Source organism: Micromonospora sp. SL4-19, from assembly GCF_047921475.1.
Lineage (GTDB): Bacteria > Actinomycetota > Actinomycetes > Mycobacteriales > Micromonosporaceae > Micromonospora.
Genome location: NZ_JBLROB010000037.1, coordinates 1 through 26,430, shown reverse-complemented (window position 1 = coordinate 26,430; position 26,430 = coordinate 1). Strand labels below are relative to the sequence as shown.

The following is a 26,430-nucleotide window of genomic DNA, read 5'->3' as shown; positions in this document are numbered from 1 at the left end:
AGGTGTTGCTCACTCAGCGCCGCATTGCTCGGCGCTCCGCGAAGGACCGCCGCGACGAACCAGCCTTGGACAGACCACGGCTGAACAGGTACGCGCCGGTCAGCACGGTCAGGTACCACCACGTCAGGTTCGGGTTGGTGATCGCCAACCCCCTGGTGATGGAACTGTGCCAGTACGACGTGATCACCACGACCGCGACCGCTGCGGCGTACACCCAGAACTCGGTGGTGAGGAACGCCTGCTTCGTCTCGGTGCCCGGCGACGGCATCCGCTCCCGGTGCCCGTCCTCCATCATCGGCATCGGCCGGGTCGGGGCTTCCTGCATCGCCGCCCGGTTGGGCGCTTCCTGCGGCCGGTTGATGGCCCTGGTGGATGCAGCCTGCGTGCTCATCTGGTCCTCCTCAGGATGTCGATGAGTCGTTCCCTGCCAACCCCTCGCCCCGCTACCGCGTGTCGGCCACGGCACGGTTCGCGTTGCCGGCGGGGGCACCCTGCGTCTACCCCGGCGTGCTGGCGAGGTAACACCGGCCATCGGCCCAATAGCAGCACCGCGCGAGAGCCGGCACCGATTCCTCCCCGCCAAGGCGCATGAACCGGACACCAGGTCGCACAACGGGTGCCGCGCTGGGGGGCGGGCGGTGGTCGGTTTGGGTCGGCGGTCGTCGGGCACGCAACGAGAATCCCGAGAGATCTGCGAGGTGGTTGACGTGCGTGAGGACGACATGCGGCAGGACGCCGCCCGACGGGCCGAGGAGCGAATCGCCGGCGGCGTGTACGCCAAGGGCGCGCTCGACGAGGTCACCGTGCCGCAGACCGACGTGGAACGGGTCATCCAGGACGAGGATCCGGGCGATCCGGCGCACGTGCGGGTGGACCCGAACGTGCTGCGTGACGGCGGCCCGACCCGGGGTCAGGGCGCGGTCACCACGACCGGGGGCACCGCGGGCCCGGCCAGTGCCCGCCGGGTGGCCCGGCAGCCGGAGCGGCACCGCGGCAAGGTGGCTCCGACCACCACCGGCGATGCCACCACCGGCGGCCTGAGCACCCCGGCCGGCGGCTCGACCAGCGACGCCTCGTCGAGCGGCAGCCAGGTCGGCAATTTCACCGACGAGTGAGTCACCGGTCCCGACCGGACCATGGAAAGTGGTGGCCTCCCGAGATCGGGAGGCCACCACTCTTCGGGATCGGCGGGATCCCGCGCCGCCGGCCCGCAGCTGGGTCAGGTGGTGCGCAAGATGCCCAGGCGCTGGGTGGCGCGGGTGAGGGCGACGTAGAGGTCGCTGTGGCCGCGCGGCGACTCGGCGACGATCCGCTCCGGCTCGACCACCAGCACCGAGTCGAACTCCAGGCCCTTGGCCTGCTCGGTGGTGAGCACGACCACCCGGTTCGCCAGCTCCGGCTGCTCGCCGACGGCGGCCTCCGGCAACGCGGTGGTGACGACGGCGCCCAGCTCGGCCACCCGGCCGGTCGGCACGATCACCCCGAGTCGCCCGTCGTCCAGCCCGGCCGCCTCCCGCGCCGCCGCCTCGACCAGCTCCGCCGCGAGCCGGTCCGCGTCGACGGTGCGGTCCCACGGCGGCACCCCACTGGCGCGTACGGAGCGGGGCGGGCGCAGCGCCGGGTCGATCGCGGCGAGCACGTCGGCGGCGACCGCCATGATCTCGGCGGGGGTGCGGTAGCTGACGGTCAGCTCCTCCAGCCGCCACCGGTTTGCCACGTACGGGGCCAGGGCCTCCGACCAGGAGGGCGTGCCGGCGAGGGCACCGGTCTGGGCCACGTCGCCGACGATCGTCATCGACCGGCTCGGGCAGCGGCGCATCAGCAGCCGCCACGCCATCGGCGACAGTTCCTGCGCCTCGTCGACGATGACGTGCCCGAACGCCCAGCTCCGGTCGGCCGCGGCCCGCTGCGCGGTGGTCAGCCGCTCGGCCTCCTCCTGCCGTTCCAGCAGCCGGTCGGCGTCGATCAGGTCGGTGACGCCGAGGATCTCGCCGCCGTCCGCCTCGTCCTCGACGTCGATCGACCGGGAACCCCGGGCGATCTCCAGCACGCCCTCGGCGTACTCGCGTTGCAGCGACCGGATCCGTTCCCGGCGGGCCGCCGCGGCGCGTTCGTCCTCGCCCAGCAGCTCGGCCGCCTCGTCCAGCAGCGGCACGTCGGCCGGCGTCCAGCCGCCCGGCTGGCGGTGCAGCGACGCCCGCTCGGCGTCGGTGAGCATCGGCGCGGCGGCGGCGATCCGTTCCGGGTCGGCGTACAGGTCGGCGAGCAGGCGCTGCGAGGTGAGCACCGGCCAGAGCTCGTCCAGGGTGGCGCGGATCTCGGGTTCCTCGCGCAGCTCCCGGCGGATCTCGGCGAGGTCGGCCTCGGAGAGCAGGTTCTCCCCGCCGAGCGGGTCGGCGCCGATCCGCTCGGCCACCTGGGTGGCGAGCGCGTGCACGATCTCGATGTCGAACAGTGCCCGGGCCAGGTTGTGCGGGCGGTCCGACCGGCGTACCCGCTCCCGGGCCTCCCGGACCACGACCGGGTCGAGCGTGAGGATCTCCCGCTGCGGCAGCTCGATCTCCAGCGGCTCGTCGGGCACCCACTGTCGGTCCCGTACGGCGTTCGCCAGCACCTCGGCCATCACCGCGCGCCCCTTGAGCGCGGCGGTCCGCGCCGGCTCGGTCCGCCGGGCCTGCACCCCGGGAAAGAGGTCGGCCTGGGTACGCAGCAGCACGCCCGTCTCGGCCAGCGCCGGCAGCACCTGGGAGATGTAGCGCAGGAAGGTGGCGTTCGGACCGACCAGCAGCACGCCCCGGGTGGAGAGCTGCAGCCGATGGGTGTAGAGCAGGTACGCGGCCCGGTGCAACGCCACCGCGGTCTTGCCGGTGCCCGGCCCGCCCTGCACCACCAGCACGCCCGGCAGGTCGGCGCGGATGATCCGGTCCTGCTCGGCCTGGATGGTCTCGACGATGTCGCGCATCCGGCCGGTGCGGCCGGCGTTGAGCGCGGCGAGCAGGGAAGCCTCGCCGGTCAGCTCCTCGTGGGCGGTGGGGGAGGCGGTGGCGATGTCCAGCACCTCGTCGTTGAGCCCGGTGACCTTCCGCTCCCGGGTCCGCAGGTGCCGACGCCGGCGTACGCCCTGAGGGTTGGCCGCGGTGGCGAGATAGAACGCCCGGGCGGCCGGGGCCCGCCAGTCCATCAGCAGCGGGTCGTATTCGCCGCTGGTGTCGAAGATGCCGATCCGGCCGATGTAGCGGCGCGAGTCGTCGTCGCCGTCGAGGCGGCCGAAGCAGAGGCCGGTCTCCACCGCGGAGAACTGTTCGACCTGCTCGGCGTACATCCGGACGGTGTAGTCGCGCTGCGAGCGGGCCTGCAACGTGCCGCCGGTGGTGCGCAGCTCCTCGGTGAGCCGTCGGGCGGCCTGCTCCCGCATGCCGTCCAGCCGGTCGTAGAGCATCGAGACGTACTCCTGCTCGCGGCCGATCTCGTCGTCCTGGTGCAGCTCACCCGATACGTCGGAGTGCGTTGACAAACCGGCTCCTCGTTGGCTAAAATTCGTGCAGGAGTGGCCTTAAACAGCCATTCCTTTTTGTGTTTGAACTGAGAAAGATACCGTGTGGCCCGCCGCCGGACCAAGCCTGCCCGGCCGCCCACGGCCACGTCACCCCGCCGCGCCGCGGTCCCCCGAAGACGGAACGGGGGCCCGATCGGCTCGTGCCGACCGGACCCCCGACGGGTCCCCGCTCCCGGGTCAGCCCCTGGCCGCCTGGTAGAGCCGCTCGGGCGTCACCAGGCCGGCCAGCACCCGGCCGTCGTCGGTGAGCAGCACGCTGAACAGCTTCCCGCTGATCAGTCGACCGCTGCCCCAGTCACCGCTCACCTTCGGCAACCCGCCGAGCACCTTGGCCACCGCGTCGGCGCCGGCCGCCGGACCGCCCTGGCCCTTGTCGCCCCGGAGCGCGTCCGGGTCCGCCAGGCCGGCAGGCGCTGACGCGTCGAACCGCGCCACCACCACTGTGGTCCAGCCGGTGCCGACGGTACGCACGTCCGTACCGTTCGGTCGCCGGTCAGCGGCGGCGCCCGGAAGGCGCTTCCCGGTCGATTCGGGCTTCTCCGCCTTCTCCTCGGCGACCGTCACCCCCGGCCGTGGGTTGAACCGGAACTGGTCCGCGTCCGGGGTGCGGAAGTCGACCTGGGTGAACGCCACCTCGAACGCCGGCTTGTCGGCGCCGTCGGCGAGCACCTCGAACCGCAGCGGCACGTGCTTTTTCGCGTCCAGCGCGATGCGGACCTGATGCACCAGGGAGTCGGCGTCGCGCGGGGTGAGCACCAGCTCGTACACGTCCCGCCCGGCCACCCTCGCGGAGCGGCCGACGGTGACCGCGGTGCTCGGGTCGATCGCGGCGAGCGCCCGGTCGGCGGCATCGGCCGGGGTGGCCGGCGCGGACGGCGTCGCCGCCTCGCCTGCCGGCAGCGTCCGGTGCGAGGCGGTGTTGCTCCGGCTGTTCCACGTCCACACGTCGCGGCCGTTGCGCAGCATGTCGTGCTCGCCGAGCGTGTCGACCAGGGCGAGCCGCTGCCGCTCCGGGCCCCCGTACCAGACCCGCAGGGTGTGGGTGCCGGTGAGGAGGCTGGTCAGCTCGTTGCCGCTGGCCAGTCCGGCCAGGTCGGCGATCGGCGGCAACCCGAGGTCGGCGCGCTGCACCACCGTGCCGGAGAGCCCGTCGAGGCGGGACGTGCGCAGGTCGTCCAGGAGTTGCGCCGCGGTCCGTGGCGGCAGGGCCGGATCGGCCCCGGCGGCGAGCGTGCCGACCGCGGCGCCGCCGCCGATCACGGCGACCCCCGCGGTCACCGGGACCAGCCAGCGCAGTGCGGCTCGGTTCTTGAATATGGGCATGGGCATGATGGGCACCTCCTGACCGTAATGGTGCACGTCGGCCGCTGTGAGGGCGCTGAGGAGATCCCCTACGGGGTGTCACCTGGTGGCACCCTTGGACGCGTGCGATTGCTGGTGGTGGAGGACGAGTCGCGGCTCGCCTCGGCGTTGCAGCGGGGCCTGCAGGCCGAGGGCTTCGCGGTGGACGTCGAGTCGACCGGACCGGCCGGGCTGGACGCCGTCCGGCACGGCGGCTACGACGCGATGATCCTCGACGTGATGCTGCCCGGCCTCTCCGGGTACGAGGTGGTGCGCCGGCTGCGGGCGGAGGAGCACTGGCTGCCGGTGCTGATGCTGTCGGCCAAGGACGGCGAGTACGACCAGGCCGACGGGCTGGACTGTGGCGCGGACGACTATCTCACCAAGCCCTTCTCGTACGTGGTGCTGCTCGCCCGGCTCCGAGCGCTGCTGCGCCGGGGCGCGCCGGAACGCCCCACCGTGCTCGCGGTCGGCGACCTGCGGCTGGACCCGGCGCGGCGGCGGGTGACCCGGGGCGACCTCGAGGTGGCCCTGACCACCCGCGAGTACGCCCTCCTCAACTACCTGATGCGCCGGCCCGGACAGGTGGTCTCCAAGACGGAGCTGCTGGACCACGTCTGGGACGCCAGCCTGGACACCGCCCCGAACGCCGTCGAGGTCTACGTCGGCTACCTGCGCCGCAAGATCGGCCGGGACCGGCTGGAGACGATCCGCGGCGCCGGCTACCGGCTCGCCACGTGACCCGGAAAGGAAGGGCAGCCTCCCATCGCCTCTGGCCTGGGAAGGGCCGCCTGCCCACGCTCGGCCTGCGGGCCCGGCTGACCGCGATCGGGGTGCTCGGGCTGGCCGCCGGGTTCGCGCTCGGCGGGATGCTGCTGCTCGGCGCGCTCGGCTGGACGGTGCAGCGCACGGTCGACGCCGAAGCGTTCCGGACCGCGGACGCGGTCGCGCTGCTCGCCGCCGAGGAGGCGCTGCCCGATCCACTCCCGGTGGCCGGCGGCCAGCTTCGGGTCCAGGTGGTCGACGCCCAGGGCCGCGTCCGCGCCGCCTCGATCGACGCCGACCGGCTCGTGCCCATGCTCCGTTCCGACCAGCTGCGCGCCGGGCAGCGCCAGCGGCTGGTGGTGGACGGGCGGCGGGTCGGCCTCACCGGCCCGGTCCGGGTGGTGGCCGTGCCGGCGGGCACCCCCGCCGAGCCGCTCACCGTGCTGGTCGCCAAGTCGATGACGGACGTGCGGCACAGCCTGCGGGTGGTCGGGATCCTGTTGCTGGTGGGTTTCCCGCTGCTGGTCGCCGGGCTCGCCGCGGTCGCCTGGCGGGTGATCGGCGCGACCCTGCGCCCGGTGGAGTCGTTGCGCCGCGGCGCCGCCGAGATCACCGGCCGGGCCGGGCCCGGGCGGCTGCCCGTACCGGCCGCGTCGGACGAGATCCAGCGGTTGGCGATCACCCTCAACGACATGCTCGACCGGCTGGCGGCCGCCCGGGCCCGGCAGCGGGCCTTCGTGGCCGACGCCGCGCACGAGCTGCGCAGCCCGCTGACCAACATGCGTACGGAGCTGGAGGTGGCCCGGCGGCTGGGCGACGCGACGGAGTGGCCGGCGGTGGCGGAGAACCTGCTCGCGGACACCGACCGGCTGGCCCGGCTCGTCGACGACCTGCTGCTGCTGGCCCGCCTCGACGAGCAGCCGGCCCGGCCGGACGGGCCCCCGTCGCGGGCGGTGGGCCCGGTGGAGCTGGGCGAGCTGCTGCGCGACGTCGCCGACCGCTACCCGTCCCCGCCGGTGGGCCTCGCGCCGGCACCCGGGCCACTCTGGACCGAGGGCGACCCGGAGGAGCTGCGGCGGGTGCTCGCCAACCTGGTGGAGAACGCGCTGCGGCACGCCCACGGCGAGGTGCGACTCGACGTCAGCGGCCCGCACCCCGACCCGCCGGTGCCCGGGCAGCGCGGGGCGGGCCCGGGGCAGCGGGCGTACCACCTGGTGACCGTCACTGACGACGGGCCCGGCATCCCGGCCGCCGACCGGGAGCGGGTCTTCGCGCGGTTCACCCGGCTGGACGACGCTCGGGCGCGCGACGCCGGCGGTGCCGGCCTCGGCCTGGCCATCGTGCGTGAGCTGGTCCGCCGCGCGGGCGGCGCCGTGGACCTCGCCGATGCCGGGCCGGCGGACGCCACGACGGCCACCGGGCCGGGACTGCGGGTGACCGTACGGCTGCCGGCGCTGCTCGACCCGGACGCGGACGTCTGATCGCCGGCCCACCCGGTCGTCGTCGCGGGGATCAGCCGCGGTCGGTGCACACCGAGGGGGCCCGGGCCACCGTGTCGGTGGACCACGCCAGCGCGACGGTGAAGCAGTAGTCGGTGCTGCGGTTGAGGCCGTAGGCGATGTAGCTGTCGGTGCCGGCGGGCAGTTCGAGGAAGGTGTGCTGCGGTTGCCCCGCGCGGCCCCCGGCGACCACCACCGGTCCCTCCGCGCCGGTCGGGTACGTCCAGCTCAGCAGGATGCTGTCCCGCCGGTCGGTCAGTCGCACCTGCTGCGGCGGGGTGCCGGGGGAGGCTGCCGGCGCGGCGCTCGACGCGCCGGAGGGGGTTTCGGTCGGGGCGCTGCCGGAGGGGGTTTCGGTCGCGGCGCGGCCGGTGGTGGGGGAGGGGCCGGGCGTCGCCCGGGGGGACCGGTCCCCCCGGGACACCCCGGCGACCACGGCGATGGTGCCGAGCAGCAGCACCACGATCACCCCGGCCACCACCAGCGGGAGCCATGGGGTGGTCCGCCCCTCGGGCTCCGGCGGCCGGGGCAGGTGCACCGGCAGGTGGTGCGGGGGTGCCTCCGGTTCGGCGGCCCGCGGCACCCGGCGTACGCCCTCCGGCTCGCTCTCGGCCCGCCCGACCACGGTGGGGGGCGGTGCGCTCTTCTCGGGCCGCCAGGGCTCCTCGGCCGGCTCGTCCGGCGGCCACGGGTGGTCGTCGAGCGGGTCGTCGGCGGCCTCGGGCGGGGTGCGCGGCGTGGGCACGCTCGGGTGCCCGCCCTCCGCCCGGTCGGGCGGCCGGTAGAGCGGCTGGTCGGGGCGGGGCGGCTCGGGCGGGCCCTCGGCGGCCGGTGGAACCCGCGCGGCGGGCACGACCGGCGTCTCCCGGACGGGCGGCTCCGCAGCGACGCAGACGTGGTCCGGGTCGGCGACGGCCCGAGCCAGCCCGGCCACCTGCGCGGCGAGCGGATCGTCGGCGGGCAGGTGCAGCCGGCACAGCTCCTCGGCGAGCGTCAGGTGCTCGTGGGACTCGGCGTACCGGCCGCAGTCGCGTTCCATCTCGCCGAGCTTGGCCAGCATCTTGATGCCGCTCGGATGGCCGTCGCCGTAGACCTCGCGGTGCAGTTCCCAGGCGTCCTGCAACCGGTCGCGGGCGACGTCGCAGTGGCCGCGGGCGTATTCCACGGTGGCCAGGTCGGCGAGGGCGGCCAGCACCCGCGGCGACTCCGGCCCGTCGCGGGCGGTCAGCTCGATGATGACGTCGGAGTAGAGCCGGGCGGCCCGGGCGTCGCTGCCGACCCGGTGCAGCACCGCGGCCAGGGTGGCGGCGGTGGTGACGGTCCGCTCGTCGGAGCGGCCGTACAGCCGGGTGGCCGCCGCGTGCGCGAAGGCGGCCCAGCCGCGCGCGGAGTGCGGCTCACCGAGGGCGACCAGGACGCGGGCTTGGAGCCCGGCGGCCTCGGCCAGCTCGGCGGAGGCGTTGGCGAGGCGCAGATCGGCGTCGGTCAGCGCGTCGGCGAGGAGCCGCCGGGCACCGGCGAGGTCACCTTCGGCCACCAGGTGGTGCGCCTGGACAGTCAGTTCGCCGAAGCCGGAGGACACGCCCCATCGTGCTCATTCGACAACGGTAAGTACAACCCCTGGAGTGGATCGGGTTGGTCAGGATCCGGTCAGATGGTCGGCCAGGGTCTCGCTGATCCGGCGGAGCTGGTCCACCTGCGCGGGACTCAACGCGTCGAAGAGGTGCCGGCGTACCCCCTCGACGTGGCCGGGCGCGGCGGCGGCCAGGGTGGCGTAGCCCGCGTCGGTGAGGACGGCGAGCTGCCCCCGTCGGTCGGTCGGGCACTCCTCGCGGCGGATCCACCCGGCGGCCTCCAGCCGGGAGGCGGCGTGCGACAGCCGGCTGCGGGAGGAGCCGGTGGCGTCGGCGAGCTCGCTCATCCGCAGCCGCCGCTCCGGGGCCTCGGAGAGCCGGACCAGGATCTCGTAGTACGCGTGCGGCATTCCGGCGTCGCGTTGCAGCTCGCGGTCGAGAGTGTCCATCAGCGCCCGGGAGGCGCTGAGGAAGGCGCGCCAGGTCCGCTGCTCGTCGGGGTCCAGCCACCGGGTCATGACGCCCATAATAGCGCAACTTGTTGAACGCTCAACCAATTCGCGCTACCGTCGGCGTCATGGGAATCCACCGGCTCAACCACGCCGTCCTCTACGTCCGTGACCTCGCGCGCAGCGTCGCCTTCTACCGCGACGTGCTGGGCTTCCGTCCGGTCCCGATGACGCCGGACGGCTTCCGCGGCGCCGCCTTCCTGCAGGCGCCCGACTCCACCAACGACCACGACCTCGGCCTGTTCGAGATCGGTGCCGCCGCCGGCCCGTCGCCGGCCGGCCGGGCCACGGTCGGCCTCTACCACCTGGCCTGGGAGCTCGACACCCTCGACGAGCTGGCCACCACGGCCGAGCGGCTGGCCGCCGCCGGCGCCCTGGTCGGCAGCTCCGACCACGGCACCACCAAGAGCCTCTACGGGCAGGACCCGGACGGCCTGGAGTTCGAGATCGTCTGGATCGTCCCGGCCGACCTGCTCGACGAGGGCGCCTTCGCCGCCCGCAAGCGGATCGGCCGGCTCGACCTCGACCGGGAACGGCGACGCTACGGCGGCCAGACCCGCGGCGGGGTGGGGATCTCCGTTCCGGCCTGAACGCCGGTGCGGTAGAACGGCAGGATGTCGACCGACACCGTCCTGCGCGAGTTGCTCGTCCGGCAGCTCGACCACTGGCTGCCGGGAGCGCTGCACCGTTCCCGGCGGGCCACCCTCGCCCTCGCGTACGCCGGGAGCGACATCACCGGCGCGGAGGCGGCGCTGCGGGTGGTGGCCGAGTTCGCCGACCGGCTGCGCGGCCGGCGGCTGACCGTGCTGGTGCTCGCCGACGGCGGCGCGGCGCTGCCCCCCCAACTCGGCGCGGCGGGGACGGCGCTGCCGGCGGACGTCGCCGTGCACGTGGTGCCGGGCCACCCCGACCGGCTGCCGGTGGCGCTCAAGGCCGCCGGTGCGGCGGGCGCCCCGCTGCTGACCGTGATCGACGGCGGCGAGCCCGACCCGGCCGTGCTGGCCGCCGCCGCCTCCGGCCGCCCGGCCGAGCTGCTGATAATCACCGAGCCCGGCCGGTCCCTGCGGCCGGTGCTGACGGCGGCCGGATTCCCGCTGGTCACCGAGGTGGAGCTGGTGCCGGACGCCGACGCGCCGGTCCGGCTGGTCGGCTACGCCACCGCCTCCGACCGGGGGCTGGAGGCGCTCAAGGACGCGCTCTGGGCGGTGGACGAGTACGCCGGGGTGCGCTACCGCGACCCGGCAGACCCGGCCGGTCGCCCGGTGGACATCACCCTCGCCCCGGAGCCGGGTCCGCTGCGTCGCGAACTGCTCGCCGAGCTCGCCCGCTCCGGCCCGCGTACGGTGACCGAGCTGCGCCGCTTCGCGGTCACCTCGACGGTCTACCGGGCCGCCGACGCCAACCGCGCCGTGACCTCGCTGCTCGCCTCGGGCGCGGTGACCCGGGTGCCCGAGCACGGCCGGCTCGGCGGGGACGTGGTGATCAGCGCCGTCCCGGACACGGCTGCCGGGCCAACTGCCTGACCACCATCTGCCCCCGCTCGGCCTCGGCGCGTCATGCCCGGGACTTGTCCTGCTTCCAGGACAGCGGCCCCGGCAGGTCCACGCGATGGGCGCGGGACCGCGAGTTCCAGGACCATCGGCCGATCTTGATGCTCCACGAGGAGAAGCCGTGTTGGGTGAAGTTCAGGATCAGCGGGCCGAACTTCTGCCGCTTGCGGAACTGAATGCCCATCGGGGTTCCTCTCGTCGTCTCCGTGCCGCTGACGGCGACGAACATGCCCGACGCCGCGCGTCCGGAAACACGGGGATCCGCTTTGGACAGTGCTGCTTCACCCGGCGACGCCGCACCCCGTCAGCGCGGTTCCCAGGCGTCGGGGCGGGCGATCAGCTTGCGGACGTGGCCGGGAAGCTTCCCGCTCACCATCTCGGCCAGGCTCACCTCGTCGACGACCTGCCGCACGGCAGCGCGGACGGCCACCCACAGCCGGGGCAGGTTCTCCGCCGCGCCCTCGTACCGGGTCTCCTCGGGGCGCAGCCCGCGTACCCCGGCGAGCGGGCCGTCGACCGCGCGCAGGATCTGCCCGATGGTGATCTCACGCGGTGGCCGGGCCAGGGTGTAACCGCCCTCGGCACCGCGCTGCGCCCGGACGATCCCGGCCCGGCGCAGGTCGGCCAGGACCGCCTCCAGGAACTTGCGGGGCATGTCCTGCTCCGCCGCGATGGCCTGGGTGGACAGCAGGGTGGGGTACGCGGTGGCCAGGCTCAGTGCGGCCCGGACCGCGTAGTCGCCGCGCGCGGAGATCTGCACCCCGTCATCATGCCGAGCCGGGCCGGGCGGCGGAATCGGCGGGTGGACGGGGGCGCACCAGGCGGACGGGCAGGGGTTGCTCCCGGGCGGCCCGGAACGCCCCCGGGCTCACCCCGATCTCGCGGCTGAAGAACCGGCCGAAGTTGGTCGGCTCGGGGAAGCCGAGCTCCCGGCCGATCCCGGCGATCGGCTCGTCGGTGGCGGCGAGCAACCGGCAGGCCTGCAGCGCCACCCGCTCGTCGATCACCTGCTTGGCGCTGCGCCCGGTCGCCGCGAGGCAGGCGCGGGTGAGCGTACGCACCGAGCAGCCGATCCGGGCGGCGTAGTCCTCCACCCGTCGGGTGTGCCGGTAGCCGTGCTCCACCTCCCGGCGCATCCGCTGGAAGGTCTCCGTATCCGTCCGCGGAGCCGGCCGCTGTGTACCGGGGAGCAGTGCCAGCCGCAGCAGCAGCACGGCGAGCTGGTGGCGCAGCAGTGCCGCGGCGGCCGGCACCCCGGCGTGCCGGTCCGCGTCCACCGTCAACTGGGTCACCTCGCTGATCACCGCGTCCTCGTCCTCCCCGGCGAGCTGCCGGTACGCCGGCACCGCGTCCGGGTCCACGTCGAGGCCGCGTAGCGCGTCGGTACCCCAGCTCACCACCGTCGCGTCGAGCTGCGGGCCGCGGCAGCGCAGCGCCTGGCCCGGGCGGGCCCGCAGCAGAGTGCCGGGCCGGCAGGGCAGCGCCCGGAAGTCCAGCTCCGCGCTGCCGTGACCGCTTGAGACCAGGATGAGCAGGTCGGCGTCGAGCAGGACCGGGCGGCGCCAGCCAGGCTCGGACGCGAGGTCGCCGAGCGCGCCGGTGGTGACGTCCTCGGTCTCGTATCCGAAGGCGGGCAGGTCGGTGCGGGTTGCCGGGGAGAGCTGACCGGTAGTGACCATCGTCCCGACGTTAACCGCCCGCGACGCATTGTGCACTTCGACGTTTTCGGGCGGTAGGAGCGGGTCTTGTCGCCGGGGACGCGGGCCGGTTAGGTTACCGATCGGTAGCGCCCGGGTCGCCGGACCGATCCGCGGCCCCGGCCGACTCGCGATGGGATGGGTATGACGGATCTGTTCTCGGTCGAAGGCAAGACGGTCCTGGTCACCGGCGGTTCACGAGGGATCGGGCTGATGATCGCCCAGGGTTTCGTGCGGGCCGGCGCGAAGGTCATCATCTCGTCGCGGAAGGCCGACGTCTGCGAGACGGTGGCCAAGGAGCTTTCCGCCGAGGGGCGCTGCGAGGCGATCCCCGCCGACCTGAGCCGCGACGAGGGCGCGCTGGGGCTGGCCGCGGCCGTCCGGGAGCGCACCGACCGGCTCGACGTGCTGATCAACAACGCCGGTGCCACCTGGGGCGCGCCGCTGGAGTCATACCCGGAGAGCGCGTTCGACAAGCTCTGGGCGGTCAACGTCAAGGCCGTCTTCCGGCTCACCACCGCGCTGCTGCCGGCGCTGCGCGCGGCAGCCAGCGCCGACGACCCGGCCCGCGTGATCAACATCGGGTCGATCGACGGCCTCCGCGTGCCGTGGATGGAGGTGTACGCCTACTCGGCCACCAAGGCGGCCGTGCACATGCTCACCCGCAGCCTCGCCCACCAGCTCGCCGGCGAGCAGATCACGGTCAACGCGATAGCGCCCGGGCCGTTCGAGAGCAAGATGATGGCCTTCGCCCTGGACGAGCCGGCGTCCCGGGCGGCCATCGAGCGGCAGGTGCCGCTGGGCCGGATCGGCCGTCCCGAGGACATGGCGGGCACGGCGATCTACCTGTCGTCCCGGGCCGGGGCGTACCTGACCGGGGCGGTGATTCCGGTCGACGGCGGCATCACCACGCACGGGTGACTCGTGGCGCACCCGGAGCCGGGTAGCCGGAGCCGCGCGGACTCGGCAGATCCGCGCGGCACCGGTGTGCGTCGTCAGCGGCCGGCGAGCAGCCGGTTCACCGCCGTGTCGACGTCCAGGTGCTCGGCCTCCCGGCCGCGCGGGACGACGACGTAGGTCCGGCGCAGGAAGCGCACGAGCACGCTGCGTGGGACCTCGAAGAGAGCGTTGCCGTCCGGGGACGACAGCGCGAGCGCGACGAAGTCGCCGCGCGGGGTGGCCCACGGCCAGACCCGGACATCGCCGATGCCGGCTGGCTCGTCGAGCCCGGTGACCAGCAGTTCGCGGGCGAACGACCAGCTCACCGCCTCGCCGCCGGCTGATTCGGCGTGGAACAGGACATGGACCGCATACGGGTCAGCAGGGTCGTAACGCAGACTGGCACGCACCGGCAAGGCGGTGGCGTCAGGCGCGACGAGCCTTAGCGACGTCTCGACCTCTACGGTCGTCGGTCGAATCACACTCATGGACGTTCTCCCCCCGGCACCGCTGCGGAACGCGCGTGTCCCGCTTTTCCCATACTCAGGCGCTACTCCTGGCTACGCTCCGCCATACGCTGACTTCACCCAGTGGTGGGAAGGGGGTCGAAGGCGCCTCGAGAATGTGAAAATTCTTGTAGGATTTCCGCTTCTGCCCAGTTCCGCGATCCCGCCCGGCAACGGGTGGTTCAGTCGTCGACTTACTCCGGTAACGTCCAGTCCTCAACGAGGGTGACGGTCCCGGGCGACACTAGGGGTGGAAATGGTCACGAAGGGTTCCTCAGTGGAGCCGAGGGCCACGGCCGGGCCGCCGAAAGGAGCAGCCCGAACAGCCGAAAGGCGGGGGTTCGAGGTGCCTGTGGATCATGACTCCCGGGGCTCGAACGACGCCCCCCGGGACGTTTCCGGCGTCGCCGTCGAGCCGCGGCGCCGGGGTCGATGGCGGAATCGGGTGCACACCACCCTCGACCTGATCCGCGCCAACCCCACCGGCCGGGTCACCCTCAAGATCGCCATCGCCGTCGCCGGCGCCATAGTGGTCACCGTCGGCATCGTGCTCATCCCGCTGCCGGGGCCCGGCTGGCTGCTGGTGATCGCCGGGCTCGGCATCTGGGCGATCGAGTTCATCTGGGCGCGCCGGCTGCTCACCTTCACCCGGCGGAACGTCCACGCCTGGACACGATGGGTGACCAGACGGTCGCTGCCGGTGCGCCTCGTGCTGGGCGCGGTCGGGCTGGTGTTCGTGGCCGTCGTGCTGTGGCTGTCGCTGAAGTACAGCCTCGGCATCGACGTGGTGGCGCGGATCCTGCACTACCTCGCGGCGAACTGACGACCTGCCGACCCCGGATTTTTGGTCTGCGTTCTCGATCAGGTAGAGTCATCGGCGCTGAGGGCGATTAGCTCAGCGGGAGAGCGCTTCGTTCACACCGAAGAGGTCACTGGTTCGATCCCAGTATCGCCCACCATCGAAATAGCGAAGCAAGAGGCACCCTCGCGAGAGGGTGCCTCTTGCTGATTGAATCGCTAGTCGTCGTTGGAAGTCAGCGGATCGTCAGCGAACGCGTCACGGATGCGTTGATCTCGTCCGCCCGACCGGTGGGTGTAGAGGTTCAGCGTGGTCGACGGTTCTCGTGGCCCATCACGGCCTGGACGTCGTTGACCGGGACGCCGCGCGACACCAGCTCGGTCGCGTACGAGTGGCGCAGGTCGTGGAAGCGCAGCCCACCCGGCGTCATCTTCGCCACGTGTGCGACCGCTTCCCGCTCGGTGGTGAACTCTGCGCTCCACTTGACGCCCCCCGTGTTGACCCAGGCTGCCCGCCACTTGAAGTGGCCGAGGCGGCTCACGTCCCCAAGTAACCCGGCGCGGACCAGCGACGGCCGCCAGACGCGAGCCCGCAACAGGGTCCGACGCAACGGGCCGGCGGACGAGTTGGTGAACACCTCACCGCGAGGGCCGGCCGGGAACGCCTCACGATGCGCCGCCAGCAGCTCGGCCGCGAAGTCCGGCACCGGGACGGTACGGCGGCCTGCCCGTGACTTCGGGTAGGGCTTGATCGTGACCGTGCGCGCAACCTCGACGGCGACCCGGACGACCTCGATCGTCTTCGTGATCAGGTCGAGCGATTTCCAGCGGAGCACAGTGCACTCGCCCCACCGTAGGCCGGTCCCTCCGGCCAACGCGACCAGGGAGCGGTAGCGATCCGGGACCGCCGTTAGGAGTCGGCCGATCAGGTCAGGGGTCAGTACATGTCCATCGGTGTCCTTCTTCCGCCGAGATGGCACCTTCACGCCCTCGCACGGATTGGCGCTGATCAGCTGGTCGCGCACGGCCGCCCGGAGAATCGAGGAGAACAGGCGGAAGCACACCGCCACCGTGGCGGGCGAACGTCGGGCGCCAGCTCGGTCACCCAGGACTGAACCGCCAGATGATCGATCCGGAACAGCGGCAGCAGATCCAGAGCGGCGAGCTTGCACCGGGTGACCGGTCCCCACCGAAGGCGAGCTTTCCGAGCGCCACGACATCAGCCGGAACACCGTGCGTCTCGCCCTGGACGTCCTCCGCAATGAAGGACTGATCGTGTCCCGACGCGGACGCGGCAGCTTCGTACGCTCCGAGCCGCCCATGCGCTACTACGCCTCACTCACCGGCTCCCGACGCAAGCGACTGGAAGAAGGCCGGCGACGGGACACCTTCAGGCAGCAGATCGAAGCCCAGGGCAAGACGGCCCGGCAGGACAGCACCGTCGAGGTTGTGCCCGCAGACGCCGAGATCGCATCGCACTTGCAGGTCCAGCCGGGCGAAGCCGTAGCCGTGCGGCGCAGAGTAATGCACGCCGACGATCAGCCATTGCAGCTCGGGGACAGCTACTACCCGCTGAGCATCGTGCAAGACAGCAAGATCATGGACCCTGCCCCGGTCGTGGAAGGCACGGACCAGGTGCTTGAAGACCTGGGGCACGTCCCGACGCGCTATGAGGACGAGATCACCTGGCGGATGCCGAGCGCGGAGGAGGCGACGAAGCTCTACCTCGGTCCCGCGACGCCAGTTGGCCGACTCCTGCGCACGAGCTTCGACCAGGAGGACCGGCCGATCGAGGTGTATCAGGTGATCCTTCCCGGGGACCGTCATGTCCTGCTGTACGAGGTTGACGCCGAATGAAGCCGACGCCGGCAACACTCACAGGCCGCCTGATCCGACTCGAACCGCTCGGGCCGCAGCACGCCGACGACCTGCTAGCCGCCGCAGCGCACGACGAGATCTGGACGTACCTCGATGAGCCAACACCCCGCACCCGCGAGGCAATCGATACGTTCATCAGCGACGCGCTACGCGACCAGGATCGCAGCCAACGACTGCCCTTCGCCCTAGTGGATCTTCGCAGCGGCAAGGCGATCGGTAGCACGAGCTACATCGACCTCCGCCCGAGCGACCGTACGCTCGAGATCGGCTGGACCTGGCTTACGCCCGGCGCCTGGGGAACCGGCGCCAACGCCGAAGCTAAGTTCCTGCTGATGCGGCACGCGTTCGAGGTGTTAGGCGTCGGACGGGTAGTGATCAAGACCGACCTGCGCAACGTGAGGTCCCAGCGGGCCATCGAGCGACTTGGAGCCCACCGTGAAGGCGTGTGGCTCAACCATCGGCTACTCAGCACTGGGCGATACCGCGACAGCGTCTTCTACAGCGTCATCGACTCCGAGTGGCCCTCGATCCGCGACAAGCTTGCAGCCTCCTTCTCGTAGTACAGGGGCAGCCAGCTGCCCTGGCGACGACGTGCCCCTGGACCTCGCGGTTCGCCAACGCCGTCGGGCCGGTGCGACTGATCAGGGCTGGGCACGGCTGGCGGGGACGGCCCCCATGATCAGCTTCCAAAGTGGAGAGCTAGCATGAAGCCGCATCCCTAAGACAAAGGAGGGCAAATGCGTAAGTTTGCGCAAAGGCTAGCGGTCCTGGTCACATCGACTGCGGTGGTAGTCGGGATCTCCGCCGCACCGGCCCAGGCAGCAACCAACCCCTACACCGGGCCTAGCGCCTGCGCCAACGACTTCGGCGGCTCCTGGACCGTCGTGACCGACGGGCACCGGGCGATCAAGAAAGGCACCGCGACGATCGGCGACGTCTACCTGACATACAACAGCGCGACCGGCGAAAACTGCGTCGCCACGATCAAGCGGATCTACGTCGGCACGGAAACGCTGGTGGGCGCGAACCTATTTATCTACGCCGTAGCGGGCTACTGGCATGACCAAGGCAACTACAAGTACTACGCCGCGGTGAAGTACAAAGCGGCCGGCCGCTGCGTAAAGTACGAGGGTTACGTGAGGTCCGGCTCGGTAGACTATTGGGGCATCCGGGACTACTACGAGAACTGCGGCAGCTGACGCCGCCAGCCTGACCCTGCTGGGGCCGGTCCTCGGACCGGCCCCAGCATCGTTTTGCTTGAGTGGGCAGCCAGGCACCCGAACTCTTGCGAGCCACACGTCACGCCCGCTGTTGTTCCACCAACACGTCACCAGGTCTTTCCCTACGCAGTGATCGTGCAAGCGTTCTGACGCGGTAGTGGCGGATGGCGTGAAGGAGGTGGGTTCCCGAGCGGACAGGCCGGGAGGGGCCCGCGGGCCGATCAAGGAGAAGGTTAGACAGGGCGGCCACGAGCGGAGCGGACAAGGCAACCAGCGTCACGCGCGGACGAGCCACAGCGATCCCCGAGGCGGCAGCGGACGGCGACGGCCGGGGTGGGTGTTGTGTTCGTGTCGGCTTGGTCGACTCGGAGCGCTTCTGGTGATCTGTTGCCGAATTGGCCTGTACTGGATCAAGGCGCTCCGCGCGGGGCGGGCCGGGGCGCGGCAAACGGCTCCTGCGGGAGCCACCGCCCCGGCGCCACAGCGCCGGGGCGGAAAGTCAGCCGGCCCGAAACCCACGCCCCGCCCCGCGCGTCAGCCTGGGTCAGTGAGGTGACCCGGTGACGAGTCCGAAGAACGACCAGGGCCAGGCGGACATGCTCTCACCCGTTCTCGACAGTCCAGAGACCCACGAAGGCAGGCGGTCACCATGGGCGGACGGAGTTTGCCGAACGGTTCGCGCGGGGCCGCTGGAGCCCCAGGGAGGGGGAGGGGTGGAGGTGGTGGGAGGGGTGAGAGGTGAGGGAGGGGCGGGGTTAGGGCTGTGCCTCCGGCGGGGCCAGACGACTCCAGGATGGAGTTGCCGAACGGTTGCGGTGGGTGGGTGGTGGGGGAGCTGCCATCCCGTCTACCACCGACCCAGGCAAGCCGAGCAGACCAGGGCCAGGGTGCCAAGGTCGTACCTCAGGGTTTCTGCGTCTGGATGGTGTTCCGGGCCGCCGGGTTGGTTGGGTGTGGCTCAAGGTCGTTTGCCGTCAGGTGGCCATGGACGAGCGGCCGCCCAGCCAGCCCAGGGCGCCTTGACCGCTGATTGAGATCTGCGAGTCGTCGCTTGCTAAGGAACTGCCGGCGGGGTCGTCCGAGGTGACCTGGATCTGGGTGCTTCGGGAGGACGGCTTGGCGCAGGTATGGGTAGGCGTTGACGCTGGCAAGCAGGCTCACCACGCAGCGGCAGCGGACGTGGCCGGGCGGGTGCTGTGGTCGACGCGAGTAGCCAACGATCAGCAGGCGATCGCGGACCTGGTCGGCCGCGTCAGTTCGGATGACGAGGTGGTGTGGGCGGTCGACCTGGTCGGCTGCGAGACAGCGCTGCTGCGGGCCATGCAGGCTTATCGCCGCGGCGAGTCGGGAGCCGGATCATCCTCGGCGGGTTGCTCTTCGCCAAGCAGTTCACGGCGCCATTCGGCGAATCGGCTCCGGAGCTTGTCCAGCGTTCGACCGGTGACGCCGTACTGGGCGAAGTCGTCGGGGTCGAGCATGGTGGCTTGTCCGAGGGCGTCGGCGAAGACGCGTCGGTCGAAGCCACGGTCGGCGCGCTGCGCGAGGGTGAGGAGGGCGTCGCGGGTGTAGCGGCCGGATCGGAGCGTGGCGTCGATGTCGATGAAATCACGAGCGAACGCTCGCCCGTAGAGTGCGCTCATCTTGTTCGCGACCGCGTCGTCAGGGTGGAGTACCGGTCCGATCGCCATGAGGATCGGTTCGTTGGCGCGCCAGTCCACGCCGAGTTCGACCTTGGAGACCCGCATGCCGTCGGTTACGGACAGCCGGGCGAAGGTGTCATACTGCCGCTCGATCTCGACGGTCAGGCCGTCGTCTCGGTAGGCGGGCACGACGGCGGCGACCGCAGCGGTGAACTCGTTGCGGCGATCCCAGGCGGTGAACAGGTCGACGTCCTCGCTGGGCCGATCCAGAAGCCGGGCGGCCTGGACCGCGTAGCCGCCGGCCAGGGCGAAGCCGTATCGATCGGCCGCGCCGAGCCCGGTTCGTGCGAGGCGTTCGTGGAAGGGGTCCACCGTTATGCCGCGTTGCTGCGGGTTGCGGCGAGTTCGGGAAAGGCGTCCTCCCAGCGCCGGCGGAGCTGGGATGGCAGCCAGAGGGTGGGCCAGAGCCGCCGGAGGAGGTCGGCGTCGAGCCAGGTGTTCAGATCCTCGACGGTACTGGCTTCGGTGAGCACCACCTTGTACATGCTGGCCAGGCGTGCCGCCCGGTTCAGGTCGTACTCGGCGTGCCCGGACCAGTCGAGGTGACGCGGAAGCGTCACCGTGCCTTCGGTGGGGCCGTGCAGCGCGGCAAGGGTCTCGGCCACCATGTAGGGCTTCCGGTCGCTGTAGGGCCGGTAGTCCGCCGGCGGCTGGGGTGATGTCCTGCGCCGGCTGATGTTGGTCGCCCGCCGGACTTCCGGTCGTAGCGCCTGACGGATCGTCTCCCGGCTGTAGCCGGTGACCCGCTGTAGATCCACCGGCCGCCAGCCGGCCGCATGAAACGCCCGCAGCTGCTCGTCCCGTTCGGTTAACGCAGCCGCCCGCGTCGCCTCATACCTGGAGACAACCCCATGCAATTCATCCTCGGAGAACCGGCCCATGCCCGTCAGCCTACTACGCTAGGCCCAGCACGCTTGGCTTCTTGTCATATCGCTATCACCGGCTTGCTTGAGCCGTATGCCGCGACGAGTGGCACGTACGGATCTGAGGGGGCCCCGGTGCAGCAATGCATCGGGGCTACCCGACCGCGTTACGCAGCGTGACTCGAGGCCGGTCGGCCGCCGGTTGAAACTGCCGATTTGAGTAGGTTGCCGGCAGCTGGTCGAGGCCGCTGGGACTGGCCGTTCCGTGGGGTTGTGTGGCGGTCAGCGGACGGCGTCGGTGAGTCGGGCAGCGAGCTCTTGGATGTGCGCGATGAGTTCGGGTGGCTCGTGGATTCGGAAGCGGAAGCCGAACGATGCGACGTAGACGGCGATTTCGTTGAGGGAGTTGGATCCGGTGTGCAGCAGACAGGTGTGCGGGTCGACCGCTTCGATGACACCGACGGTGGGCGCGACCCGTTCGGCGGCCGTCTCGGCGGCCGCATAGAGGGTGATCCGGGCCTGGTATCGGTAGGGGGCGGTGGAGACACCGTGCGCCAGGTAGCCGGCGAGGTCGACGTCGGGTGCCTGCCGGGGTGTGAAGCGAGGGCCGGTCGGGATGCGGGGACGGATCCGGTCGACCCGGTAGGTACGCCAGTCACGCCGGTCGGTGTCCCAGCCCACCAGGTACCAGCGTCGGCCGGTGTGGACCAGCCGGTGAGGTTCGGTGTCGCGTACCGCGTCGGTGCCGTCGTGGCTGCGATAGTCGAAGCGGAGCCGTTGGTGCTCGCGGCAGGCGGCGGCGACGGCGGTCAGCACGTCCGGGTCCACGGTGGGGCCGGTGGCGGGGACCGTGACGGTGACCGAGTGCAGCAGGTTGACACGGCGGCGTACGCGCGAGGGCAGTACCTGTTCGAGCTTGGCCAGTGCGCGTAGCGAGGTTTCCTCGATGCCGGTGACCGTGCCGCTGGCGGCGGTACGCAGCCCGATGGCGACGGCCACGGCCTCCTCGTCATCGAGCAGCAGCGGCGGGAGCTTCGTTCCGGCGCCGAGTCGGTAGCCGGCCGCGCCGGGGGTGGCGTGCACCGGGTAGCCGAGGTCGCGCAGTTTCTGGATGTCGCGGCGCACGGTCCGCACGTCGACCTCAAGACGTTGCGCCAGGTCGGTCCCGGTCCAATCGCGGGGAGTCTGCAGCAGGGAGAGCAGACGCAGCAGCCGGGCGGAGGTTTCCAACATGCCCGAAGTCTGCCAGCAAGCTAGGGCCGGACCTGTCCTAGCTCGCCGATAGCGTGGTGTTCATGAGCGAACAGATCACCCCGTTCCGGATCGAGATTCCCCAGGACCGCCTGGACGACCTGCGCCACCGGCTCGCCGACACCCGCTGGCCGGACGAGCTGCCCGGTGCCGGCTGGGAGGCCGGGGTGCCGCTGGACTACCTGAAAGATCTGGCCGACTACTGGCAGGCCAAGTACGACTGGCGCGCCCACGAGGCACGGCTGAACGAATTTCCCCAGTTCACCACGGCAATCGACGGACAGAACATCCACTTTCTGCACGTGCGTTCGCCCGAGCCGGACGCACTGCCGCTCATCCTCACCCACGGCTGGCCCGGCTCGGTCGTGGAGTTCATGAAGACCATCGGCCCCCTGACCGATCCCGCCCGACACGGCGGTGACCCCGCCGACGCCTTCCACGTCGTGGCCCCGTCACTGCCCGGCTTCGGCTTCTCCAGCCCGCTCGCCGGCCCTGGCTGGGACACCAACCGGGTGGCCCGCGCCTGGGCCGAACTGATGAACCGCCTCGGCTACCACCGCTACGGCGCGCAGGGCGGCGATACCGGCTCGATCGTCTCCCCCGAACTCGGCCGCATCGACCCCGATCACGTGATCGGCGTGCACGTCAACAACCTGGGCACCTTTCCCTCCGGCGATCCGGCCGAGCTGGTCGGCCTCACCGAGGCCGACCAGGCCCGCCTCGCGCTGATGACGACCTGGGGCCGGGACATGAGCGGGTACGCCATCGTCCAGTCGACCCGGCCGCGGACGATCTCCTACGCCCTCACCGACTCACCCGTCGGCCAACTCGCGTGGATCGTCGAGAAGTTCAAGGAATGGACCGACCCGAGCGCCGCCCTACCCGAGGACGCCGTCGACCGCGACCTCATCCTCACCGACGTTTCGATGTACTGGCTGACCGGCACCGCCGGATCCGCCGCCCGCATCTACTACGAGGACGCCCGCACCTGGGGCCAGGCCAAGCCACGCTCATCAGTACCGACCGGGGTGGCGGTGTTCCCCAACGACATCACCATCCGGCCCCTCGCCGAACGTGACCACAACGTGGTGCACTGGGCCGAATTCAATCGCGGCGGGCACTTCGCCGCCCTGGAAGCACCCGACCTCCTGGTCGGCGACGTGCGGGAGTTCTTCCGCCGGTTCCGCTGACGGCAACCAGACAAGGCGGACGTCTCGTCGACCCGGACCGCCTGATCCGGGCCGGCGGGACAGTCCCGGACCGCGAATTGCGTGAGCGCCCACACGAACCACGACACCGGGAGAGGTGCTCGATGACCAACCGTTCCACTGCGCTGCCTCGGCTGTCCTGGCCCGATGTATGGGGCCGGCGACTCGACCGGCACGCGCTGTCCACCCCGGTACTCGGCCGACCAGCCGATGCCGTTGCCGCCATGTGCGGCGCACACGCCCAGGTGCTCTCCGCCGCCGAGGTGTCCATCGGACTGCGCGTAGCCGGCGCCACCCGCAACGACATCCGCAACGCGCTGTGGAACGAACGCAGCCTGATCAAGACGTTCGGCCCGCGCGGTACCGTGCACCTGCTACCGACCCGTGACCTGCCACTGTGGGCCGGCGCGCTCGGCGCCTTGCCACCATCTCCGAACAGCATGCCCGCCGACGCACGGCTGACCCCAGACCAGACCGACGAGGTCGTCGCGGCCATCGCGGAAGCACTGGCCGACGCGGAACTGACCATCGACGAACTCACCGCGGAGGTGGCCGCCCGCACCGGCCCCTGGGCCGCCGACCCCGTGGTGCCGGCGTTCGGGGCCATGTGGCCGCGCTGGCGGCAGGCGATGCACCTGGCCGCACACTGCGGAGCACTGTGTTTCGGCCCGAACCGCGGACGGAAGGTCACCTACACCAGCCCGCAGCGGTCGCTGCCTGGCTTCCAGCCCGCCCCGGCACCTGACGCCCTCGCTGGCCTGGTCCGGCGCTACCTGCACGCGTACGGGCCGGCCACACCGCAGCAGTTCGCGCAGTGGCTGTCCGCGCCTCGCCGCTGGGCGACCCAGTTGTTCGACTCCCTCACCGGCGAACTGCAACAGGTCGACATCGCCGGCACCGTCGCCTGGATCCTGGCCGGCGACACCGCGCCCGCAGCCGTGCCACCGCACGGGGTGCGGCTACTGCCATACTTCGACGCCTACACCGTCGGCTGCCACCCGCGTGAGCAGCTCTTCCCCGGCCCCGCCGCGCAACGCGCGCTCTCCGGCGGCCAGGCCGGCAACTTCCCGGTACTGCTCATCGACGGCACCGTCGCCGGGATCTGGCACTACCACCGCTCCGGACGCAAGCTGCACATCACAATCGAACCGCTTACCCCGCTCACCGTCGCCGAGCGCCGGGATCTCGACGACCAGGTGGAACGCATCGGGGAGATCCTGGAAGGCAGACCACAGCCGACCATCGGCACCGTGACCATAGGTGGCCACGCGTAACCACGCCGCAGCTGCGCCCAGATCCGCTGCGAGTGTTCCGCGAACGGCGGCGGCTGCTGCTACGGCTCGTCCGCGACCAGCGCCAACCGATCCTGAGCACATTCGACCGGTCTGCGAGTTTCCGCAACGTCCGCACATCAGCGTAAGTCGGTTTGTGTCAAGCTTTTGGTCGGTGCCTCGGCCGTCGTCTGTCCCTGCATGATGTGAGGGCGTTCGCCGCGCGGTACTGAGGGAGGCGCGATGGTCCGAGACTGCGGTCACCGCTCGTCCGCTATGCCGCCTCTGGCCAATCGGACACGATGACCAGAGGGACAGACTCCGGCGATCGGTATTCATCATCCGGAAGGTACTCGATGTGCTGATGCCGGTGAACTCCGCGATCCTCAGCGCTTTCGGCTTGCTCAGCCACACCGTCGAGGGCGTCCCAAAGGATGCCGAGATACCGATGACCGCCGGAAAGATGCAACATTGCTTCGCCTCGAAGGCTGACGGTCAGCGGTCCTGCTGTCCGCTCCTGAACGACAACTCCGCCCGAAACCTGAGCTTCCACCCGCTCCCGAGGCTCGCGGAGCAGCCGGGCGAGGGCACGAAGAGCAGCCGGCGGTCCGGCAAGCTCTAGGTCGCCGTCAGACGTTGAAAGGCGGCGCAGCCGGTAATCGTTCACTGGCGCATTCTTCCTCATGGCCGGGACACGCCCTCGCCTGCAACCGAGAACGAACGGAAGCATCCTTACACGCCAGCCATCGAGATCCATGCTCGCACTATATCTTGTCATCCACTATATTCGGTGGATGACTTCTAGGGTGATGACGGAACCCGCCTTCTTCATCCTCACCGCGCTGATCGACGCCCCACGCCACGGCTACGGGATCGTCGCGGACGTGGCAGAGCTGTCGCGAGGGCGGGTGCAGCTGAAGATCGGCTCCCTGTACGGGGCTTTGGACCGGCTCGTCGGCGACGGCTTGGTCGAGCTGGACCGCGAGGAGGCATGGCAAGGGCGGTTACGCCGGTACTACCGATTGACTGAGCGGGGCCGCGACGCCCTCGCCGCGGAGGCGCAACGGCTGGCCGCGAACGCGCGTCTCGCCTCGACCCGGCTAGGTAGCCAGCGGAACCCGATCACGGGGCCGGCGCCGTCATGAGCCGGCTCGAAGAGCGCTACCGCCTCGTGCTGCGGCTGCTGCCCGCCGCCTATCGGCAGCAATGGGAAGACGACATGGTCGCCGCCTTCCTGGACAGCATGGACAACGATGACCCGGAAACCGCCGCGTACATCGCAGACTACGGCCGGCCGAGCCTGGCGGAGATCGCCAGCATCGTGTCCCTGGCTGTCCGGTTGCGTCTCGGGGGCCCCGACGCGCCAGCCCGTTCCTACGCCTGGGGACAAGCCGTGCGATTGGCGACCCTGATGGCGATGCTGACCCACGCCGTCATGGTCACCGCCAGCGTCGCCGTCACACTGTGGCTGTCCGGGAAGATCGCCTGGCTGCCGACGCCCGCACCCGAGTGGACGCTCACGCCGTCGGGGAGTATCTGGCACACCGCGTGGAGCCTGGCCGGCTACGCCTGGCTGCCGGCCTACATCGCGCTCGTCCTCGGACACCGCCGCGTGGCCCAGGCCGTCGCCCTGCTCGCCATCGTGCCCCCCGCCGTCACCACCGCCGTCGAGCAGGCCGCCAGTGACGCACCGCTATCCGTGACGCCCTGGGCGCTGCGGCTCACCGACGTCGTCCTGGTACTCGCCATGGCGGCCTTTCACCGCGACGCCCCACCGGTGCCGCGCCGCCCCTGGCTCCTCGCGATACCGATCGGCATCCTGCTCGTTCCCCTGCCGCTGTTCGCCATCCAGACCACCAGCCAGGCACCGAGGCTGCTGGACTGGCCTGGCCTGTCCTGCGCCATAGTCGCCGCCGCCATCGCGGTCCAGCTGGCCGGACGGGCACCCAGGCAGCCAGCTCGCACGCTGCCGTGGTCACTGGCGCTCACCCTGCTCGCCGCGACCACCCTCGCCCTACGAATCGTCACCCTGCCTGACTACATCGACCAGACACAACGCACCACACTCGTCACGATCGCAGCAACGGAAGTCATCGCCGTTCTGACGATGGCCCTACCGCTCGCCCGACGAGCCATCCGAGCACTGCGCCGACTTCCACCGATCCCCGCCGACGCCCAATGGCCCACCGCACCGACCGAGTAGGACTCATCCCCATCGCGGCCACCGACCCGCACCGATCCAAACAGCCCCACACCGGAACGCACTGTCATGCCACGAGTCTCGCGATCGGCGATCATGTAAAGC

The 26,430-nt window shown here is 71.3% G+C and carries 28 protein-coding genes, 1 tRNA gene and 2 pseudogenes; 17 read left to right on the top strand and 14 right to left on the bottom strand.

Translation table 11 applies throughout. The features are described from left to right. Window positions 1-13: 13 nt before the first annotated feature. Window positions 14-391: a hypothetical protein gene (locus ACNAVT_RS28320; protein WP_416300605.1), complete on the bottom strand. Its 378-nt coding sequence runs from the start codon at window positions 389-391 to the stop codon at window positions 14-16. A 316-nt stretch (window positions 392-707) separates the two neighbouring features. Here ACNAVT_RS28320 and ACNAVT_RS28315 point away from each other — a divergent pair, with 316 nt between their 5' ends. Beyond that, complete coding sequence (locus tag ACNAVT_RS28315) at window positions 708-1,115, top strand: hypothetical protein (protein WP_416300603.1); 408 nt, start codon at window positions 708-710, stop codon at window positions 1,113-1,115. A gap of 104 nt (window positions 1,116-1,219) precedes the next feature. Here ACNAVT_RS28315 and ACNAVT_RS28310 read toward each other — a convergent pair whose 3' ends face one another. Continuing rightward, window positions 1,220-3,439, bottom strand: a complete 2,220-nt coding sequence (locus ACNAVT_RS28310; protein ID WP_416300633.1) for a HelD family protein — start codon at window positions 3,437-3,439, stop codon at window positions 1,220-1,222. 294 nt (window positions 3,440-3,733) lie between these two features. Continuing rightward, window positions 3,734-4,879 carry a LolA family protein gene (locus ACNAVT_RS28305; protein ID WP_416300632.1) on the bottom strand — a complete coding sequence of 382 codons (1,146 nt, stop codon included), beginning with the start codon at window positions 4,877-4,879 and terminating at the stop codon, window positions 3,734-3,736. 102 nt (window positions 4,880-4,981) lie between these two features. Here ACNAVT_RS28305 and ACNAVT_RS28300 point away from each other — a divergent pair, with 102 nt between their 5' ends. Together ACNAVT_RS28300 and ACNAVT_RS28295 are read left to right on the top strand one after the other, a co-directional pair. Then, a complete protein-coding gene (locus ACNAVT_RS28300; protein ID WP_416300602.1) occupies window positions 4,982-5,638 on the top strand; it encodes a response regulator transcription factor in 657 nt (218 codons plus the stop codon). Window positions 5,639-5,766: 128 nt separating this feature from the next. Continuing rightward, window positions 5,767-7,143 carry a sensor histidine kinase gene (locus tag ACNAVT_RS28295; RefSeq protein ID WP_416300631.1) on the top strand — a complete coding sequence of 459 codons (1,377 nt, stop codon included), beginning with the start codon at window positions 5,767-5,769 and terminating at the stop codon, window positions 7,141-7,143. A gap of 31 nt (window positions 7,144-7,174) precedes the next feature. On the opposite strand, the gene ACNAVT_RS28290 is transcribed toward ACNAVT_RS28295, so the two are convergent. Both ACNAVT_RS28290 and ACNAVT_RS28285 read right to left on the bottom strand, forming a co-directional pair. After that, window positions 7,175-8,743, bottom strand: a complete 1,569-nt coding sequence (locus tag ACNAVT_RS28290; protein ID WP_416300601.1) for a tetratricopeptide repeat protein — start codon at window positions 8,741-8,743, stop codon at window positions 7,175-7,177. A 57-nt stretch (window positions 8,744-8,800) separates the two neighbouring features. Further along, window positions 8,801-9,262 carry a MarR family winged helix-turn-helix transcriptional regulator gene (locus ACNAVT_RS28285; protein ID WP_416300600.1) on the bottom strand — a complete coding sequence of 154 codons (462 nt, stop codon included), beginning with the start codon at window positions 9,260-9,262 and terminating at the stop codon, window positions 8,801-8,803. Window positions 9,263-9,312: 50 nt separating this feature from the next. Here ACNAVT_RS28285 and ACNAVT_RS28280 point away from each other — a divergent pair, with 50 nt between their 5' ends. Both ACNAVT_RS28280 and ACNAVT_RS28275 read left to right on the top strand, forming a co-directional pair. Beyond that, entirely contained in the window at window positions 9,313-9,834 is a 522-nt protein-coding gene (locus ACNAVT_RS28280) for a VOC family protein (RefSeq protein WP_416300599.1), read from the top strand. 24 nt (window positions 9,835-9,858) lie between these two features. Then, a complete protein-coding gene (locus ACNAVT_RS28275; RefSeq protein WP_416300598.1) occupies window positions 9,859-10,767 on the top strand; it encodes a hypothetical protein in 909 nt (302 codons plus the stop codon). A 31-nt stretch (window positions 10,768-10,798) separates the two neighbouring features. Here the strand turns inward: ACNAVT_RS28275 and ACNAVT_RS28270 are convergent, their stop codons facing one another. The 3 genes from ACNAVT_RS28270 to ACNAVT_RS28260 all read right to left on the bottom strand — a co-directional run bounded on the left by ACNAVT_RS28270 (window position 10,799) and on the right by ACNAVT_RS28260 (window position 12,473). Next, window positions 10,799-10,978 carry a DUF4236 domain-containing protein gene (locus ACNAVT_RS28270; protein WP_416300597.1) on the bottom strand — a complete coding sequence of 60 codons (180 nt, stop codon included), beginning with the start codon at window positions 10,976-10,978 and terminating at the stop codon, window positions 10,799-10,801. A 120-nt stretch (window positions 10,979-11,098) separates the two neighbouring features. Next, the gene (locus ACNAVT_RS28265) at window positions 11,099-11,554 is read right to left on the bottom strand and encodes an RrF2 family transcriptional regulator (RefSeq protein ID WP_416300596.1); all 456 of its coding nucleotides are present in this window, start codon (window positions 11,552-11,554) and stop codon (window positions 11,099-11,101) included. A 7-nt stretch (window positions 11,555-11,561) separates the two neighbouring features. Next, window positions 11,562-12,473: a helix-turn-helix domain-containing protein gene (locus ACNAVT_RS28260; RefSeq protein WP_416300594.1), complete on the bottom strand. Its 912-nt coding sequence runs from the start codon at window positions 12,471-12,473 to the stop codon at window positions 11,562-11,564. Between the two features lie 162 nt (window positions 12,474-12,635). Here ACNAVT_RS28260 and ACNAVT_RS28255 point away from each other — a divergent pair, with 162 nt between their 5' ends. Beyond that, on the top strand, window positions 12,636-13,412 hold the full coding sequence (locus ACNAVT_RS28255) for an SDR family oxidoreductase (RefSeq protein WP_416300592.1): 777 nt from the start codon (window positions 12,636-12,638) through the stop codon (window positions 13,410-13,412). Window positions 13,413-13,486: 74 nt separating this feature from the next. Here the strand turns inward: ACNAVT_RS28255 and ACNAVT_RS28250 are convergent, their stop codons facing one another. Further along, window positions 13,487-13,918: an SsgA family sporulation/cell division regulator gene (locus tag ACNAVT_RS28250; protein ID WP_007457244.1), complete on the bottom strand. Its 432-nt coding sequence runs from the start codon at window positions 13,916-13,918 to the stop codon at window positions 13,487-13,489. 274 nt (window positions 13,919-14,192) lie between these two features. On the opposite strand from ACNAVT_RS28250, the gene ACNAVT_RS28245 reads away from it, so the two are divergent. After that, on the top strand, window positions 14,193-14,759 hold the full coding sequence (locus tag ACNAVT_RS28245; protein ID WP_416300590.1) for a TIGR02611 family protein: 567 nt from the start codon (window positions 14,193-14,195) through the stop codon (window positions 14,757-14,759). 61 nt (window positions 14,760-14,820) lie between these two features. Further along, window positions 14,821-14,895: transfer RNA gene (locus tag ACNAVT_RS28240), tRNA-Val, on the top strand. Between the two features lie 144 nt (window positions 14,896-15,039). Here the strand turns inward: ACNAVT_RS28240 and ACNAVT_RS28235 are convergent. Next, on the bottom strand, window positions 15,040-15,570 hold the full coding sequence (locus tag ACNAVT_RS28235; RefSeq protein ID WP_416300588.1) for a tyrosine-type recombinase/integrase: 531 nt from the start codon (window positions 15,568-15,570) through the stop codon (window positions 15,040-15,042). Window positions 15,571-15,928: 358 nt separating this feature from the next. Between ACNAVT_RS28235 and ACNAVT_RS28230 the strand changes: the two are divergent. The 5 genes and pseudogenes from ACNAVT_RS28230 to ACNAVT_RS28210 form a co-directional block, all read left to right on the top strand. After that, window positions 15,929-16,027, top strand: a pseudogene (locus tag ACNAVT_RS28230) (hypothetical protein); the annotation flags it as partial. A 27-nt stretch (window positions 16,028-16,054) separates the two neighbouring features. After that, a complete protein-coding gene (locus ACNAVT_RS28225) occupies window positions 16,055-16,591 on the top strand; it encodes a GntR family transcriptional regulator (RefSeq protein WP_416300630.1) in 537 nt (178 codons plus the stop codon). Further along, window positions 16,588-17,172: a GNAT family N-acetyltransferase gene (locus ACNAVT_RS28220; RefSeq protein WP_416300586.1), complete on the top strand. Its 585-nt coding sequence runs from the start codon at window positions 16,588-16,590 to the stop codon at window positions 17,170-17,172. The genes ACNAVT_RS28225 and ACNAVT_RS28220 overlap by 4 nt, the downstream gene beginning before the upstream one ends. Window positions 17,173-17,349: 177 nt before the next feature. Then, window positions 17,350-17,811 (top strand): hypothetical protein, encoded by a 462-nt coding sequence (locus ACNAVT_RS28215; RefSeq protein WP_416300584.1) that lies wholly within the window; start codon window positions 17,350-17,352, stop codon window positions 17,809-17,811. A gap of 1,104 nt (window positions 17,812-18,915) precedes the next feature. Next, window positions 18,916-19,143 (top strand): annotated as a pseudogene (locus ACNAVT_RS28210) (IS110 family transposase); the annotation flags it as partial. Between the two features lie 17 nt (window positions 19,144-19,160). Here ACNAVT_RS28210 and ACNAVT_RS28205 read toward each other — a convergent pair. The 3 genes from ACNAVT_RS28205 to ACNAVT_RS28195 form a co-directional block, all read right to left on the bottom strand. After that, on the bottom strand, window positions 19,161-19,844 hold the full coding sequence (locus ACNAVT_RS28205; RefSeq protein WP_416300582.1) for a nucleotidyl transferase AbiEii/AbiGii toxin family protein: 684 nt from the start codon (window positions 19,842-19,844) through the stop codon (window positions 19,161-19,163). 2 nt (window positions 19,845-19,846) lie between these two features. Continuing rightward, window positions 19,847-20,413: a hypothetical protein gene (locus tag ACNAVT_RS28200; protein ID WP_416300580.1), complete on the bottom strand. Its 567-nt coding sequence runs from the start codon at window positions 20,411-20,413 to the stop codon at window positions 19,847-19,849. Window positions 20,414-20,677: 264 nt separating this feature from the next. Further along, window positions 20,678-21,628 carry a helix-turn-helix transcriptional regulator gene (locus tag ACNAVT_RS28195; RefSeq protein ID WP_416300578.1) on the bottom strand — a complete coding sequence of 317 codons (951 nt, stop codon included), beginning with the start codon at window positions 21,626-21,628 and terminating at the stop codon, window positions 20,678-20,680. A 62-nt stretch (window positions 21,629-21,690) separates the two neighbouring features. Between ACNAVT_RS28195 and ACNAVT_RS28190 the strand changes: the two genes are divergently transcribed. Both ACNAVT_RS28190 and ACNAVT_RS28185 read left to right on the top strand, forming a co-directional pair. Next, the gene (locus ACNAVT_RS28190; protein WP_416300576.1) at window positions 21,691-22,836 is read left to right on the top strand and encodes an epoxide hydrolase family protein; all 1,146 of its coding nucleotides are present in this window, start codon (window positions 21,691-21,693) and stop codon (window positions 22,834-22,836) included. A 122-nt stretch (window positions 22,837-22,958) separates the two neighbouring features. Continuing rightward, window positions 22,959-24,128, top strand: coding sequence for a winged helix DNA-binding domain-containing protein (locus ACNAVT_RS28185; RefSeq protein ID WP_416300574.1), 1,170 nt, complete (start codon window positions 22,959-22,961; stop codon window positions 24,126-24,128). Window positions 24,129-24,399: 271 nt separating this feature from the next. Here the strand turns inward: ACNAVT_RS28185 and ACNAVT_RS28180 are convergent, their stop codons facing one another. Beyond that, complete coding sequence (locus tag ACNAVT_RS28180; RefSeq protein ID WP_416300572.1) at window positions 24,400-24,792, bottom strand: hypothetical protein; 393 nt, start codon at window positions 24,790-24,792, stop codon at window positions 24,400-24,402. Between the two features lie 142 nt (window positions 24,793-24,934). Here ACNAVT_RS28180 and ACNAVT_RS28175 point away from each other — a divergent pair, with 142 nt between their 5' ends. Further along, window positions 24,935-25,270: a PadR family transcriptional regulator gene (locus ACNAVT_RS28175; protein WP_416300571.1), complete on the top strand. Its 336-nt coding sequence runs from the start codon at window positions 24,935-24,937 to the stop codon at window positions 25,268-25,270. Further along, window positions 25,267-26,328 carry a hypothetical protein gene (locus ACNAVT_RS28170; RefSeq protein ID WP_416300569.1) on the top strand — a complete coding sequence of 354 codons (1,062 nt, stop codon included), beginning with the start codon at window positions 25,267-25,269 and terminating at the stop codon, window positions 26,326-26,328. The genes ACNAVT_RS28175 and ACNAVT_RS28170 overlap by 4 nt, the downstream gene beginning before the upstream one ends. Window positions 26,329-26,430 lie beyond the last annotated feature (102 nt).